General features: G+C 59.7%; 13 protein-coding genes and 5 pseudogenes. 7 read left to right on the top strand and 11 right to left on the bottom strand.

Features of this window, described 5'->3' with window-relative positions; all coding sequences use genetic code 11:
• Positions 1 to 23: 23 nt before the first annotated feature.
• The 3 genes and pseudogenes from AC0V2S_RS25170 to AC0V2S_RS25180 all read right to left on the bottom strand — a co-directional run bounded on the left by AC0V2S_RS25170 (position 24) and on the right by AC0V2S_RS25180 (position 3,650).
• A complete protein-coding gene (locus AC0V2S_RS25170; protein WP_475512107.1) occupies positions 24 to 1,355 on the bottom strand; it encodes an LLM class flavin-dependent oxidoreductase in 1,332 nt (443 codons plus the stop codon).
• Between the two features lie 300 nt (positions 1,356 to 1,655).
• Positions 1,656 to 2,048: a tautomerase family protein gene (locus AC0V2S_RS25175; RefSeq protein ID WP_475512108.1), complete on the bottom strand. Its 393-nt coding sequence runs from the start codon at positions 2,046 to 2,048 to the stop codon at positions 1,656 to 1,658.
• A 69-nt stretch (positions 2,049 to 2,117) separates the two neighbouring features.
• Positions 2,118 to 3,650 (bottom strand): annotated as a pseudogene (locus AC0V2S_RS25180) (FAD-dependent monooxygenase).
• Positions 3,651 to 3,828: 178 nt separating this feature from the next.
• On the opposite strand from AC0V2S_RS25180, the gene AC0V2S_RS25185 reads away from it, so the two are divergent.
• Together AC0V2S_RS25185 and aroA are read left to right on the top strand one after the other, a co-directional pair.
• Complete coding sequence (locus tag AC0V2S_RS25185) at positions 3,829 to 4,290, top strand: hypothetical protein (RefSeq protein WP_475512109.1); 462 nt, start codon at positions 3,829 to 3,831, stop codon at positions 4,288 to 4,290.
• Between the two features lie 258 nt (positions 4,291 to 4,548).
• Positions 4,549 to 5,820 carry a 3-phosphoshikimate 1-carboxyvinyltransferase gene (gene aroA, locus AC0V2S_RS25190; protein WP_475512110.1) on the top strand — a complete coding sequence of 424 codons (1,272 nt, stop codon included), beginning with the start codon at positions 4,549 to 4,551 and terminating at the stop codon, positions 5,818 to 5,820.
• Between the two features lie 994 nt (positions 5,821 to 6,814).
• Here aroA and AC0V2S_RS25195 read toward each other — a convergent pair.
• Positions 6,815 to 7,579, bottom strand: coding sequence for an MBL fold metallo-hydrolase (locus tag AC0V2S_RS25195; RefSeq protein WP_475512111.1), 765 nt, complete (start codon positions 7,577 to 7,579; stop codon positions 6,815 to 6,817).
• Between the two features lie 219 nt (positions 7,580 to 7,798).
• Here AC0V2S_RS25195 and AC0V2S_RS25200 point away from each other — a divergent pair, with 219 nt between their 5' ends.
• Together AC0V2S_RS25200 and AC0V2S_RS25205 are read left to right on the top strand one after the other, a co-directional pair.
• A complete protein-coding gene (locus AC0V2S_RS25200) occupies positions 7,799 to 8,125 on the top strand; it encodes a type II toxin-antitoxin system HigB family toxin (RefSeq protein WP_475512112.1) in 327 nt (108 codons plus the stop codon).
• On the top strand, positions 8,122 to 8,598 hold the full coding sequence (locus tag AC0V2S_RS25205; RefSeq protein WP_475512113.1) for a helix-turn-helix domain-containing protein: 477 nt from the start codon (positions 8,122 to 8,124) through the stop codon (positions 8,596 to 8,598). The genes AC0V2S_RS25200 and AC0V2S_RS25205 overlap by 4 nt, the downstream gene beginning before the upstream one ends.
• 138 nt (positions 8,599 to 8,736) lie before the next feature.
• Here AC0V2S_RS25205 and arsH read toward each other — a convergent pair whose 3' ends face one another.
• The 3 genes and pseudogenes from arsH to AC0V2S_RS25220 all read right to left on the bottom strand — a co-directional run bounded on the left by arsH (position 8,737) and on the right by AC0V2S_RS25220 (position 10,312).
• Positions 8,737 to 9,420, bottom strand: a complete 684-nt coding sequence (gene arsH, locus AC0V2S_RS25210) for an arsenical resistance protein ArsH (RefSeq protein WP_475512114.1) — start codon at positions 9,418 to 9,420, stop codon at positions 8,737 to 8,739.
• Positions 9,421 to 9,435: 15 nt separating this feature from the next.
• Positions 9,436 to 9,905, bottom strand: a pseudogene (locus AC0V2S_RS25215) (arsenate reductase ArsC).
• A 63-nt stretch (positions 9,906 to 9,968) separates the two neighbouring features.
• A pseudogene (locus AC0V2S_RS25220) lies at positions 9,969 to 10,312 on the bottom strand (metalloregulator ArsR/SmtB family transcription factor).
• A gap of 434 nt (positions 10,313 to 10,746) precedes the next feature.
• On the opposite strand from AC0V2S_RS25220, the gene AC0V2S_RS25225 reads away from it, so the two are divergent.
• Positions 10,747 to 11,049: a hypothetical protein gene (locus AC0V2S_RS25225; RefSeq protein ID WP_475512115.1), complete on the top strand. Its 303-nt coding sequence runs from the start codon at positions 10,747 to 10,749 to the stop codon at positions 11,047 to 11,049.
• A 40-nt stretch (positions 11,050 to 11,089) separates the two neighbouring features.
• On the opposite strand, the gene AC0V2S_RS25230 is transcribed toward AC0V2S_RS25225, so the two are convergent.
• Both AC0V2S_RS25230 and AC0V2S_RS25235 read right to left on the bottom strand, forming a co-directional pair.
• Positions 11,090 to 11,569 carry a type II toxin-antitoxin system MqsA family antitoxin gene (locus AC0V2S_RS25230; RefSeq protein WP_475512116.1) on the bottom strand — a complete coding sequence of 160 codons (480 nt, stop codon included), beginning with the start codon at positions 11,567 to 11,569 and terminating at the stop codon, positions 11,090 to 11,092.
• Positions 11,566 to 11,877: a type II toxin-antitoxin system MqsR family toxin gene (locus AC0V2S_RS25235; RefSeq protein ID WP_475512117.1), complete on the bottom strand. Its 312-nt coding sequence runs from the start codon at positions 11,875 to 11,877 to the stop codon at positions 11,566 to 11,568. The genes AC0V2S_RS25230 and AC0V2S_RS25235 overlap by 4 nt, the downstream gene beginning before the upstream one ends.
• 288 nt (positions 11,878 to 12,165) lie before the next feature.
• Here AC0V2S_RS25235 and AC0V2S_RS25240 point away from each other — a divergent pair.
• A pseudogene (locus tag AC0V2S_RS25240) lies at positions 12,166 to 12,267 on the top strand (tRNA dihydrouridine(20/20a) synthase DusA); the annotation flags it as partial.
• 313 nt (positions 12,268 to 12,580) lie between these two features.
• Positions 12,581 to 12,934, top strand: coding sequence for a hypothetical protein (locus AC0V2S_RS25245; protein WP_475512118.1), 354 nt, complete (start codon positions 12,581 to 12,583; stop codon positions 12,932 to 12,934).
• Between the two features lie 121 nt (positions 12,935 to 13,055).
• Here AC0V2S_RS25245 and AC0V2S_RS25250 read toward each other — a convergent pair.
• Both AC0V2S_RS25250 and AC0V2S_RS25255 read right to left on the bottom strand, forming a co-directional pair.
• Positions 13,056 to 14,266, bottom strand: a pseudogene (locus tag AC0V2S_RS25250) (MFS transporter).
• A 17-nt stretch (positions 14,267 to 14,283) separates the two neighbouring features.
• Complete coding sequence (locus AC0V2S_RS25255; RefSeq protein ID WP_475512119.1) at positions 14,284 to 15,024, bottom strand: alpha/beta fold hydrolase; 741 nt, start codon at positions 15,022 to 15,024, stop codon at positions 14,284 to 14,286.

Genomic DNA, 15,024 nt, shown 5'->3' on the forward strand with positions numbered 1-15,024 from the left:
GTACGTGACGGCTCTGAAGTGCATTATTTGGCTTCAGGGAAAAACCGATTCTCTGGTCTCGGTAACCCCAAATTTTCCCTCAGCGTGGTGCCCTCGTACTCGCGGCGAAAAATGCCCCGGCGTTGCAACTCGGGCACTACTTTTTCCACAAAGTCATCCAGGCCACCCGGCAGCCACGGGAACATCACGTTGAAGCCATCGCTGCCGCCGCTTTCCAGCCATTCCTGCATTTCATCGGCAATGCTTTGCGCGGTTCCGACAAAGGCCAGCCCGGCATAACCACCCAGGCGTTGGGCCAGTTGCCGCACGTTGAGGTGCTCGCGTTCGGCCAACTGCTGCACGCGCTGCAAGCTAGTGTGGCTGGCGTTGCTTTGCGTTATGGGCGGCAACGGTGCTTCGGGGTCGAACGCCGCGGCGTTCTGGCCGACGGCGATGGAGAGCGAGGCAATGGCGCTCTCGTAATGCACCAGGCTGTCCAGGTGCGCGCGAATGGCTTGCGCTTCTGCCACGGTGTTGCCAACCACCACCAAGACGCCGGGCAGAATTTTCAGGTGCTCACGCGGGCGGCCAAGGGCAGCCATACGCCGGCTGATATCGGCATTGAAGGCCTGACCGTCAGCCAGGTTGCCATGGGCGGCGAACACCACTTCGGCGGTTTCGGCGGCCAGCTGCCGGCCCGCTTCGGAAGCGCCCGCCTGCACAATCACCGGCCAGCCTTGCGGCGGCCGAGCGATATGCAGCGGCCCGCGCACGTTGAAAAACTCGCCCTGATGGTCGAGTCGGTGCAGGCGTTCTGGGTCGAAATACACGCCGCTGTCGGCATCGCGCACAAAGGCATCGTCGGCCCAGCTGTCCCACAGACCGGTGACTACGTCGTAGAACTCGCGGGCACGGGTGTAGCGGCGGTCGTGCTCGATATGTTCCTCAAGGCCAAAGTTGAGCGCCGCTTCGGGGTTGGACGTGGTGACGATGTTCCAGCCGGCGCGACCATTGCTCAGGTGATCCAACGAAGCAAAGCGTCGGGCGATATGGAACGGTTCTTCAAAACTGGTCGAGGCCGTCGCCACCAGGCCGATGTGGTCCGTGGCCTGGCTCAAGGCCGAGAGCAAGGTAAACGGCTCGAACGAGGTGGCGGTGTGGCTGCGCTTGAGCGCCTCCAACGGCATATTCAGCAGGGCCAGGTGGTCGGCCATAAAAAACGCATCGAAGCGACCGCGCTCCAGGGTCTGGGCAAACCGCTTGAGGTGCTGGAAATTGAAGTTGGCATCACGAAAGGCGCCCGGGTAGCGCCAGGCACCGGTGTGAATACTCACGGGGCGCATAAACGCGCCGAGTTTGAGCTGACGTGACGGCATGTTGAACTCCCTTGGCAGTGGGCCACTGGTGCTCAGTCTTGCAAGCCGTCTCGCGCTTTAAAAGAAATCAAAACGTCTCGAGTGCTGCCGAAAAAGCATAAAGAATTGCAGGTCTTTCTCGCGGAACTGCCTACGACACCAGAATCTATTGAATGGCCGTCGCAATGATTCTGACCAACTCCTCATGCTCCGCGGCCACCAGGACGGGCACGCAACCACGCGCCTGCGCAGCCATTTCCACCCTGAGTCGAGAGGCTGCGCGGACTTTTTAATTTTGCGGTTGCACAGACGTGCTCCCTCTTACGGCTTGGGCGCGTACTGCATTTCCCCATTGCCGAACGACCAGTCTTCGCGCTGCACATCGATCAGGCTGATCCACACATCCTCTTTGCGAATGCCGGCTCGGGTGTGCAGACCTTCGGCGACGGCCTGGTAGAACGCCTTCTTCACATCGACACTGCGCCCCGCATTCCAGGTGATCTGGATAAACACGATCTTCTGGTGTAGCTCACACCCAGGTAGCCCGCTTCGGGATACACCAGTTCGTCTTTGACATGGCGGCTGATGATTTGAAAGCGGTCGTTGGCCGGCACATTGGCGGTGGTGGGTCATGGCGTCGTACACGACTTCACCAATGATTTTTACTGTGTCCGTCGAGTAGTCAGCGGCGACATCGATTCTGGCGAGGGGCATCGTGGTTCCTTTTTTCGGCTCAATAGCGCACCGAAAACCATAGCAGCTCGTTGCCCTGAGCCCGTCGACCTATTCTCTACGCCGGCTCAACGTAATGCCGTGCTCCGCTAAATAGTCCGCCAACACCTGCGCCGAACCCTGAGGATCGGCTAACGCCACATACGTATCAGGCCGCAACAAATACGCCGCACCTACCGCCAACCCGGCCCGCTCGTATTCCGGCTGCCAGGCAAACACCTGCAACGGAAGGTGCTGTGCAGCGCAGAAGGTTTCTAGCTCGATGCTGGCCTGACCATACACATGCACCTGCCAGCCGATGGTGACCAACGACGCATAGTTATCGGCACCCGGCAGCGCCACCCAGGGCAACCGGTCACCGCCGTGCACGCGCCCCGCCTGGCCAACACTCAACGGACTGCCGGCATAGTTCAGGGTGGTTTGCGACACCAGGCGAAACACGTAATCGCGCACATGCTCGCTGTGGTACGCCACGCTGGCCACCAGCGGCGCGATACGGGTGCGCACGAAGTCGGCCACATTTCCTTCGGCAGTGGCGAAGGTAAACACCCGGTCGGTGGTTGCCACCAGCTTGCGGGCAAAGCCCTGGCGCTCGATTTCGTAGCTGTCGAGCAAGCCGTCGGGGGCTTGTTGCTTAAGCACCGCCGCCAGTTTCCAGGCCAGGTTGATGGCATCCAAAATGCCGGTGTTCATGCCCTGGCCGCCGGCCGGGCTGTGCACATGGGCGGCATCGCCGAGCAGAAATGCGCGGCCACGGCGGAAGTGATCGGTCACCCGATGGTGAACGCGGTAGGTAGAAACCAGTTCACCTGGCTGACCTGAATGTTCAGCGCATTGATGGCCTTCTGGCTGACGTCCGCGAACGTCAGCGTGTCCACCGCATCCGCACGCTCATCGCGCACGTGCCGATCAACCGGTAGCGGTTGGCCTGCCCATAGGCCAACACCAGCACGAACTCGGCTTTGTCGAAGGCAATATGCCCCTCGCCCGTCGGCTCCACGCCAGTGGCCTCGACGTCGGCGACATAAAAGAGCTGCTTGTAGGTGCCGCCGGCAAAGTCACTGCCGATTTGATGGCGCACGGTTGAACTGGCGCCGTCGCAGCCGGCCAGGTACGTCGCCTCGCAGATTTCCTGCTGCCCGTCCGGCCCCACAAGAACGGCGCGAACCTGACTGGTCAGGTCGTCGAAGGTGTCCAGCCGAGTTTCCCGCTCCACCGTCACGCCGAGGCTTTCCAATTTCGCCTGGAGAAACTGCTCGTGGCGGTCTTGCGGGTACACCAATACGAAGGGATACGGCGACACGTCGGCCCCGGCATCGGTCAACTGAATGTGCGCCTTGCGTTTGCCCAGCGCCCACATGTTCATGGCCGGGTTTTATAGCCGGCCGCGACCACCGCCTCAGCCATGTCCAGTTGCCGATAACACTCCAACGTGCGCGCCTGCACCACCATGGCACGCGAGGTCTCGCCCGGGCCGCCGCTCTTCTCGATGATGCGCACCTTCACACCCTGCGCGGTCAGCCACAGGGCCAACACCAAGCCAGTGGGGCCGGCGCCGACGATAAGTACATCCACCTGTGACATGCCTGTCTCCTGCTACGCGATAGGGTCTGTAGAGGATAGAACCCGCCGGGGGATAGCGGTTCGTTTGAGTGAGCCGGCAAAATGACTTGGCATGCCTGAGCCAATCTAGATTTAATGGCGCGTGCCGTTCACCCGGACGTCACGCCTGCCGCAACTTCCACATTCAACAGGAATGGTCATGAGCAACTTCCCAATCATTGCGACGGTACTTTCAATGATATTGGGCTTGTCGGTAACGCGCCTGTTGCTGGGTTCGCTGACCGTGTTCCGTATTCGCCGCGACGCGAAAGCGGACTGGATTCCGTTAGTGTGGGCCGCCATTCTGTTCACCATGCAGCTCGATTTCTGGTGGGCGGTAAACTCGCTGCCCTCCATCAAAACCACCTTCACGTTTCCCGAATTTCTATTGCTGGTGCTGCTGGCATTGTCCCTTTTCCTCTCCTCTGCGCTGCTGCTGCCCAGCCGCAGCGAGGATGAAAAGGATGGACTGCGGATTTATTTCGAGCAGGACGGCCGCTTTGCTCTGTTATCCATATCAGTCTTTTTAACTTTCGGTTTTATCGTCAACGTGGTGCTCTTCGAAGCGTCACCGTGGGCGCCCTGGGGCGTGCTGGATTTGGTCATGATGCTGCGCCGTTGATTGCCTTCAGCTGCAACTCACGCCGCGTTTACAGCGTAATCACCTTGGTGTACGCACCACTTAGCATCCTCGACATCACCATAACGCTGAGTAATTAGCAGCCCCGCACCAACGCTCTGCGAAAAACCGGTTAAGCGCCGAGCAGTCAACCTCCCCTCGTTCCTTGGCCGAGAAGGCTTCATTGGGCGTGGCATCAATGGCATTATTCGCCCCTTTGCGCGCCGCCGTGCGCCACGTCTTATTCGGAGAACCGCTGTTATGGGCGCGCCGCACACCGCTACCGTCGTTCCACCTGGCTTTGCCTTGCAGGGCAAAGTGTCGCCGCCGGGCTCCAAATCCATCACCAACCGTGCGCTGCTGCTGGCCGCGCTGGCCAAAGGCACCAGCCGCCTGACCGGCGCGCTGAAAAGCGACGACACCCGCCATATGTCCAACGCCCTTCGGCAGATGGGCGTGACCGTGGACGAGCCGGACAGCACCACCTTCGTGGTCACCAGCGCCGGCTACTTGCAGGCGCCCACCGCGCCGCTGTTTCTCGGCAACGCCGGCACCGCCATGCGTTTTCTCACCGCTGCCGTGGCCACCGTAAACGGCGACGTCACGCTGGACGGCGACGCCTACATGCAAAAACGCCCGATCGGCCCGCTGCTCGACGCTATGCGCGCCGGCGGCATTGAGGTCTCCAGCGCCACCGGCTGCCCGCCGGTGCTGGTGCAGGGCCAAGGCAGCCTGACCGCCAAAACCTTCGAAATTGACGGCGGCCTGTCCAGCCAATACGTGTCTGCCCTGCTGATGCTCGCCGCCTGCGGCACCGCCCCCATCGACGTGAAACTGACCGGCAAAGACATCGGCGCGCGCGGCTACGTCGACCTGACGCTGGCCTGCATGCAAGCCTTCGGCGCCAAGGTGGAAGTGGTCGACGACGTCACCTGGCGCATCGCCGCTACCGGCTACCACGCCTGCGACTACGTGATCGAACCCGACGCCTCGGCCGCCACTTACCTGTGGGCAGCTCAGGCGTTCACCGGCGGCAATATCGACCTGGGCGTCGCCGACGACTGCTTCACCCAGCCCGACGCCCACGCACAAACTTTTATCGCCGCGTACCCAGATATGCCAGCGGTCATTAACGGCTCGCAGATGCAAGACGCCGTGCCGACCCTGGCCGTGCTCGCCGCCTTCAACAACACGCCCGTGCGCTTCACCGAGCTGGCCAATTTGCGGGTAAAAGAATGCGACCGCGTACAGGCGCTGCTCGACGGCCTCAACGCGATTCGCCCAGGGCTTGCGACTGTGGAAGGTGACGACCTGCTGGTGGCGGCAGACCCGGCCTTGGCCGGCACCAGTTGCGACGCGCTGGTGGATACCCATAGCGATCACCGCATTGCCATGTGTTTTGCGCTGGCTGGTTTGAAGGTCAGCGGCATTCGGCTGCTGGACCCGGAGTGTGTGGGCAAGACGTATCCAGGGTACTGGGATGCGCTGCGGTCGTTGGGGGTGACGGTGGATATGGCTGAGAGCGCAGACTGAGCGCCCTTCTCCGTGGTCATCGTGAGAGCGCAGGCCTAGTCGCCCGCACCATTCTGGATTCCTGCCTTCGCAGGAATGACGGGATTTTCGTCATAACCTACGTCATCCCCGCGTAGGCGGGGATCCAGGATCGCTCGCTAAACGCGAGTGCCCGTGCATCCTCGCGGCCGTGCCTCTGCAAAGAAGAGCGGCGCGCTACCTCATTAGAGAACGGTCTGTTCGCTTTTCGCGGCGGCCTAAAGAAAAATTGGACACTCAACGTAACGCTTGATGAGACTGCCGCACTCACAGGGTTTGGGCCTGGAAGGGATGCCATGTTTAATTCGCGTCGATTGTTTTATGTGCTGATGGCAATAACGCTAGCTGGCTGTGCAAGCGCCCCAACAGAAAACCTGAAACCGGCGAGCAGGACGATTTTCTCGGTAGCGGTTGGACCTGCTATCTCGCAACGTATGAGGCTCTAGGGAATCAGTACTACACCTGCCTGAAGGGCGAAAAGGCGCTGACTTTTGCGTATTTTCCAAATCGGGGAAATACGCCCACCAGCTGCGCGGCAGCGGGAAAGATGCGTGGCAGGGCATCAATAGCGTTTTTGCTGGAGCTATCGCGAGGGGGTTGTGAGAACGGGCGACTTTTTGGTGAAGCCAATTATCGCTGCGAAGTGAGCGCCTCGGACAAACTGCAGTGTGATGATCCGAGTGGGTATGTCATTCATTACGCAGCAGCTCCACGACCGGATTGGGCGGCCCGCTATCTGAAAATAATTATGCAGAACGTAGAGCAGAAGAAAAGGAACGTGTTTTAGCGCAACCGAACACCAAGCACGACATTTTGATGGGCGCTGTTGGGCCAGATTTGTTTTTCTACCCTAACCGGAAAAGTGGACAGGCTTACTTTCTCTCCCTCAGACCTCAGCAGCCAACCGCCCCTCTCAGTCTGCACCTCAGCCTCTCCTACTGTCTGTCGGCGGCGCAGACGTTCGCAGCGCCCTCTCCTACTTGCCACCCCGCAAATACTGCTCCGTCAACTCGCGCATTTTGCTGCGGCCAAAGCTTGGGTCGTGGCCGGCGTGCACGACCTGCACGGGCAACTCCTGCAGGCGTTGCATGGTGCGCCGGTAGTCCGTCAGGTTCGCGCCGCCGATCTTGTCGAGCAACGGGCCGTCGTAGATGGCATCACCTGAAAACAGCGTGCCGGTGCGGTTTTCCCACAGGCCGATGCTGCCGGGAGAATGGCCGGGTAAATGCAGCACTTCGAAGGCGGTGTCGCCCAGGTCGATGACATCGCCTTCATCAATCAGTCGGGTGGCTTCGGCGCCTTGGGTACGGAATGCCAGCGGATCAAACCCCTCGTAGGGGTAAGCATCTACAAGCACATCCGGCACTTCGTAGCCCTGCGCTTCGATATCGGCGCGCATGGTGCCGGGCCAATGGCAGCTGCACAGTACGGGGTAGTCGTCGGGGTGAGCCAGCTGGTGTGCTTCAAGTGGGTGCGCCAGGCGCTGATCGAATTCGTACAAGCTGCCGACATGGTCCATATGGCTATGGGTGGCCACGGCAATCAGCGGCTTGTTCAGCAACTCGGCCATGGCGGTTTTCAGGCTGCTGATGCCCATGCCGGCGTCGACCAACAGGTCCGCATCGCGGCCGCGCACATGCCATATATTGCACTGCTCAACGCGCGCCACGTGGGGCTCCCAGAGCAAGGTAATGCGGTCATCAATACGCTTTGTGGCAAACCAACGATCAGCTATGCGCATCTTCAGGTCTCGTAAATGGGGGACGGTAAACGAGCGGTCCTTTTATTTTTCCGCCCCTAATAGTCAGCAAATTTCATTCCACTGAGCCGGCTGCACAACCGGTGGCTGCGTTCGACAGTCTCGCCCTTCCGCGTGAAGCTATTGCCTCTACCCCACCCTGAAAAGTTGACACTTTAGCAACCACCCTCTAAAGTTGCTAAAACTTCAACAAGGACGTGTATGCACGTTTTCAAGAAGAAAACATTCACCGAGGCCTGCCTTCGGTACCCGGTAAAAACAACCAGCATCATGGCGTTGTACAAGGTGCTGGAGATGTCGGTAGCGACTACGCCGCTAGAACTAAGACAGTCGCTGTCGACCCTGGATAAATTCACCCCACGCAGCGGCTGGTGGGTCGTCGATATCGGTGGCAATGAATTACGCCTGATCGCCGCTATCGACTTTGCTAAACAGCGGGTCTACGTCAAACACCTGTTCAACCATGCCGAATACGACAAGGCCAACAGGTGGTACCGCACCCCGTGTAACCAAGGAGTCATGCCATGAGTTCCGCGTCTGCCCAACGCTCTGCGCCCAGCGCCATCCACGAACTGGCGCAACGCCTAATCGAAATCCAGCAAATGCTGGAGCACGTGCAAGGCACCGTCATTCAAGAGATCAGCAACCCAGACGATTACGACCGCGCCCTGGCACTGCTCGATGAGCTGACCGAAATCCAGGACCAAAACCAGCTGGTCGAACCGCTGATTGACCAGCTCTGCATCTCCATCAAACGCTACGAAGACAGCGCCCCGCAGTTCGCTGAGTTCAACGCTGGCGTGGCGGCTCTCAGCGGCGTCCAACTGCTTCGGTTCCTGATGGAGCAGAACCGCCTGACCGGCTCTGACTTGCCGGAGATTGGCGATAAAACCGTTGTGTCTCGCACGCTCAATGGCAAACGCACCTTGAGCAGTTCAGACATCCAGGCGTTGGCTGAGCGGTTTCACCTCAATCCCGGTAGCTTTTATCCGATTGTTTGAGTGCTATTTCGAGTGCTCGGCGCACGGGAATTGACCGTCCAGAGCACAGAATGAGTTGCCGGAGGAGCGACTCCTTCGTACTGTCAACCCAGCCGGTCTAGCATCTTCTATTCCCGCGGAAAATCTCTCGATACGGCGCTAAATCGACCGCTGATTAACCCGCTTCGACAACGCTTCCGCTGTCTCCTTGCGCTCTGAATAACGATCCACCAGATCCTCACGCCCTCTCAGCAGCAGCGTAAATTTCACCAACTCCTCCATCACATCCACCACCCGGTCATACAGCGCCGAAGGCTTCATGCGGTCTTGCTCGTCGAACTCCATAAACGCCTTCGGCACCGAAGACTGGTTGGGGATCGTGAACATCCGCATCCAACGCCCCAGCACACGCAATTGGTTCACCACATTGAACGACTGCGAACCGCCAGTAACCTGCATTACCGCCAAGGTTTTGCCCTGGGTGGGCCGCACCGCGCCAATCGACAGCGGCACCCAATCGATCTGCGCCTTGAACACCGCCGACATCGCGCCATGGCGCTCCGGCGAGCACCACACCTGCCCTTCGGACCACTGCATCAGCTCCAGCAACTCGGCGACCTTGGGGTGGTCGCCAGGCGCGTCGTCGGGCAGCGGCAGGCCCGAGGGATTGAATATCCGCGTCTCGGCACCGAAGTGCTGCAGCAGCCGCGCAGCCTCCTCCACCAGTAGCCGGCTGAACGAGCGCTCACGGGTGGAGCCGTACAACAACAGAATGCGCGGCGGGTGGTTGCTGGCGATGGGGGTGGTTAGCGTGGCGTCGAGATTGGGCAGTTGATCAGTCATGGCAGGTCTCCGTATTCACAGGCGGCCGATGCGGTCGAGTTCCGCTTTCAGGCTTGCGGCGTCGAGGTCGGCAAACGGCAGGGCCAGAAAGGCGCGGCAACGGCGTTCGATGATGGCCAGCGTCGCGTGAAACGCGGCAGTCACCTGCGCCTCGTCACCGTGCACATCGGAGGGATCTTCCAACCCCAATGCGTTTTTACAGCCGAGCCGAAATACACCGGGCAGGCCTCGCCGGCGGCCTTGTCGCACACGGTGATCACGATGTCGGGCGGGCTGTCGGCAAACGCGTCGTTGCCTTTGCTGCTCAAGCCGGCGGTGGAAACTCCGGCTTCTTGCAGGGTGGTCAAACTGCGCGGCAGCACCTGCCCCTTGGGAAAGCTGCCGGCGCTCACGGCCTGAAAGCCATCGGGCGCGAGGTGGTTGAACATCGCCTCGGACAGAATGCTGCGACAGCTGTTGGCAGTGCACATAAACAGGACTTTCATAAAACGCGCTCCATCAAACACCCAGGCGTAACGCCAGGGCGGGCACAGTGGGCAGAAGGTTTTTTAGGGGCAGCAAACCGCGCGTACGGGGCGATCGCCCATCTGTTGCAGCTTGGCAGGTTGTCATCCAGCCAAGCGCAGTTGGCTTCCAGACTGGTGTGCAGCACGGTATGGACCCATGCCGGCAGGTCGGGATTAACCCGGTAATAAATCCACAGGCCCTGCCGACGATCAAGCAACAAGCCGCAGGTGCGCAGCTGTGCCAGATGGCGCGACACCTTGGGCTGGCTTTCCTCCAGCGCCTCCATCAGCTCGCACACACAGAGTTCGCCTTCGCTCACCACCAACAGCGCGGCGCGCAGGCGGGTTTCGTCGGCGAGGCATTTGAACAGGGCAATGGGCGTCATCTTGGCAGCCGAAATCTACATATGGGATTTCGAATATATGGATAAACGTATATTAGGTAAAGCGGGGATTTGGGAAGGGCTTGCTGAGCTTGATCATTGTCGACAGACGCTTCCCGCCCATCATATTCACCCGACAAATGCAGGGTTCAGAGGGTGTGGCCGGTTAGGGCTCGTGCTTGTGCCTGTAGGTGGATGGCGGTAGCCTTCGCGGGTCGTTGTAAATCCAACGAACGGGTGTGGTAGCCCAGATCAAGGTTATAGGTGCGCAGCGCCGAAAGGCGTTTTTTTGTGCTCGCGTTATGGCGAGCCGTGCGCGGGAGGATTTCGGTCCTGCCGGGTTCCTATAACCTCGGTCTACCACCCCGTGCACGGTTCGCCCCCCCCCTGTGTGGTAGCAGCGAAGGCGAACTCCGAACCGTTATAGGAGTGTCACCATGCTCAATCGAAGCCTCGCCCGCCTTACCGAGTTGCACAGCCAACTCACCCCTCTGCTGAGTGCTGATAGCCCAGCGCTCGCCGCGCACCGCCAAGAACTGACCGCGCTTACCGAAGACCTGCAACGATTGAAGGCTCTGGGTTCGCAACTGAACCATTTGAGCGGTGCCTTTGAACTGTTATTGGAGTTGCTGGGGGATGCGCATAAACGCCAATTGGATGGCGGGCGGTTGCAGTGTTTGATGGAGCCGTTGCTGCGCAAGCTGCTCGATGCGGAGCAGCTTTTGGATGAGGTGGCGTAGCGCCGGGCATAAAAAAGGCGCTTAACGAGGCGCCTTCTACCTAGCCCATATGCCGGGCTTTTTCCTTTTCGGCAACCAGATGACTGATAGACACATTGCCGCCATCACTGAAAATCTCCTCGATCTGCCCCAGCAACTCGGGGTGACGATCCAGCAGCGTCATCAGCACTACCAGCGGCTGCGGGGGCTCCACTTCTGCTCGTTCGTAACGCGAGAACGCGTTATGACCGCCGCCAGCAATCGCCATCATCTGCCGCTGCGTGCGGTGCAACTTCTTGCGGATTCGCTTCATTTCCTCGGCCACGGCTTGCTTGGCATCTTCAAGCAGTTGATCGCCCGCCTTTGCGTACCGATGGGCGCTTTCGACGTCGAATTCAACTTCACCGCACGCGGCGCACTCCCAGCCAGAAAGCCCGGATACATCGCGGTTCAGCAACTGGTAGGTGACGGCGAAGGTACGGTTTTCGAAGCGGGTCATGCCTTGGGCTGCGCCGCAGCTCACACAGATATGTTTGTTCATTGCGTCCTCCTCTTGAAGGAAATGACGGGGGGTCCTTGCAGCCGGTAGGTCACCTTCACATACAGCACTACGCCATCAGGCAGCGTGGGGAAGTACACGTCTTGCCAGATCGTGTGGTCTGCATGTGTCGTCATCGATTTATAAAAGTCACTACGGCGTAGCGCGCCAATCACATCCAACATCGCGGCACTGCTCAGCCCCATGGCTCGGCCACCGTCCAGCGCTGTTTTAGTGAAGGCCGCAACACCCAGCCTGGAAACGTCGTTCTGGATCGTTGCGAGGTTGTAATGCGGTTTGCTTTTTTCCATAGCGATTAACTTCTCCTTTAAATTACCCTCTAGGGGTAATTATTTCAACTGTATTTTGTGTCGGACTTGGCAGGACGCCAGGACAAAAAGTCTCAGCGGGCAGGCCGGTCTGTTTGCGGTCGAGCGCAGGGCGTTTCCTGATAAACTCCCAGCCCACCACGCCCCTGCCTGATTTGCGCGATGGCGTTAACCCCGCCCACAGCGCTACCAACCATTTTTCGAGCGCCTACTTGTATCGAAAAAATGACTGAAATCGGGGGCCAATCAGCCAAAACCAGACCCTTCCACATGCCTCTCGAAATAGCTCCTACACCAGTCAGTACAAGCCCTGAGCCATCCCGCCGCTTCAGCGTGGCACCGATGATGGATTGGACTGATAGCTATATAAAAATCATTAAAATCAGATAGATATAATAATTTTAACTTTGGCTTTAGCAATTTTTAAGCAAGCATTTGCCGATATCTCTCTCTGGGTCGGTCTCGATTGATTGGATTGAGCTGCAGGATGTTGAAAGCATGCGGCCTTCAGGGCTGCCGCTGCCAACCAAAAGCCCACTGTCTATAAAGCAACTGAGCAGGGAACCAACCCCAACGGTCAGTAACGCCTCGCCCGTCCCTTGCAGTTTTCAAAACGAATGGAAACTGGATATGCCAGACCAACCTGGCAGCCCACTTCAGGGACATTCACGTCGAGGAAATTGTCATGCTGAGAAACCTGATTATCAGATTAGCCAAAAGTCTGCTTCGCCCCTCGCCCAGCCTTGGCTACCAAACAAGAATCTATCCAACGATTGGCGAGATGATCGTTGTGCATGACAGTCTCGATTTCGAGTCGCTTGCATCGCAAGAGCAACTGAATCGCCTGGCTTCATGTTGGGAGCGCGATGAGGCTTCCGACACTCAGCTAGTGGCTATTAAGTCTCTTACTCCAGAACTAGCGCATTGCTCCACGTTCGATATCAATCCGGCCAACGGCATTCCAATGATGTGCGATACGCTGGATGTTATGGGAAACCCGTATGGGTGGGCCGATTTGAATACTGATCTAACCCGCTGAAGGGAGCTGATCTGGATTTGAGATACCTCCCCTCCCCGACTCTTCCTTGCCCGATGCGGCCGGGTTGGGAGGTAGGTGGTCATAGATAGCGCATATCCCGGGCTCCTACTACCCTTGCGACTTAATGTTTGGAGGAGGAATAACCGTTTGAGTTGCTATCGTCAGCAGCCCGTCGCAGTACCAGCACCAGTGCAAACCCACCCATCGACATCAGCCCCGCACATAGAAAAATCTGCGCATAGCCCAGCCCGCTGGCCACCAGGCCATCACCGGCCCCGCCAACCCGACCGCCACATCAAAAAACAACGAAAGCGCGCTTAGCGCCGAATTGCGGTTGGCTTCGGGCGTGCGGGCAAGGGTTTCCACGGCGAGCCCCGGATACACCCAGGACACCCCCACCCCCGTGAGCACCCCGCCGGCAATCGTCAGCCCCGGCGAAGGCGCCAGCCAGATCAGCAGCATCCCCAGGCTCTGAATCAGCAAGCAGCCGGCCACCACGTTGTAGCCACGGTAGCGGTGCAAGATGCCCGGTGTGCTCAATCGCGCGGCGATAAAACCGGCGCCGAAGCCGCTTAAGCAGTACGCCGCGTGCTGCCAGCCGAGGCTGTCAAAATATAGGGCGATAAAAGCGGTCAGCCCGCCGTAGCCCACCGAGCTGCAGACCAGCACCAGGCCATTGGGCATCACCGCCACCAGCACCCGGTGAAAAGCCAACCGCACGCCAGCCACCAACGGCGCCGGGCGTTTGCCGAGGGCGATCAGCAGGAAGGTAAACCCCAGCAACACGGTGCACAGCCCGATGCTGACGATTCCAAACCCGTTGCGCAGCACCGCGCCCAGCGGCGCGCCGACGGCGGTGCCGCCATAGGCGGCGATGCCATTCCACGACATCACCTGCGCGGTGCTCGGCGTGCCGCAGCGGCCGATGGCCCAAGTGCAAGCCGGCGTGGAAATCATCGCAGTGGAGACGCCCAGCACCAAGCGCCCGGCCAGCAACAGCGGCAACCCAACCCACGGCTGGGCATGCAGCACAATCGCCAGGGTGGTGAAGCTGCCACTGAGCATCAAACCGGCAAAACCGCAAAGCACCGAGCGTTTGGCGCCATAGCGGTCGGCCACACTTCCCGCCAACGGGCGGGCCAGCAACGTGGCGAAGAACTGGATGCTGATGACCACCCCGGCGATCACCGACGACAAACCCAGATCGTTGAGCACGTAACCGGGCAGCACCGCCAACGGCAAGCCGCTGCAGGCGTAGGAGATAAAGTTGAAGCAGATGATCGACAGAATCAGCAGGTGGGCGTGTACGGCCTTGCCCTCGCTGCTGTTCACTGCGCCGACCTCAGCGTTCACAAGGGCAGCTCAAGGCCCCGTATGACATCCGCGAGCAACTGCGGGTGCGATACGAACGGCTCGTGGGGCGTGTCGATCTCGACCACCGTGCTCGCCCCCGCGCGCTCGGCAAATCGGCGTTGCCAGGCGGCAGGCAAGATGTTGTCGCGCAGGGTGACGATATAGGTGGCCGGCACCAGCCCGTCATAACCGGCGCGGGTGATGGACTCGGTCGCCACGCTCGGCGGCGTGGCGTCCTGAGCCACTTCACTCAACAACCAGCCGAGGGTTTCAGGACTCAAATCATGCCCAAACATAGCCATCGCCATTTCCTGCGGTGCGGCTTTTGAAGGGTCCAGCGGCCAGCCAACGTGGTCGGGGCTTTCGCCGTGCAGCGTGCTGCCCAGCTGCTCAAGAATGGACTGCCCCTCGCCCGGCAAGGCGCAGGTGAGGTACACCAGATGGCGATACAACTCCGGCGCGCCCACGGCCATTAACGGCAATAGCGCGCCGGCGATGGAGTGGCCGAGCAGCACGCCTTGGCGCACACCCAGGTCGCGCAGGTCCTGGTTGAGCTCCGCCACCACATCATTCACCGACAGCGACGTCACATCGCGGCCGCGCTTGGCACCGCAGCCGGGCATATCCAGGGTCAGTACCCGGGCGAATTGCGAAGGCTGCTTTTCGAAGGCCGCCAGCAACGGCGCCCAGCACCACGAACCATGCTGGCCGCCGTGCAACAGAATCAGATCAGTCAT

This window comes from Pseudomonas sp. CC11G (assembly GCF_056174845.1).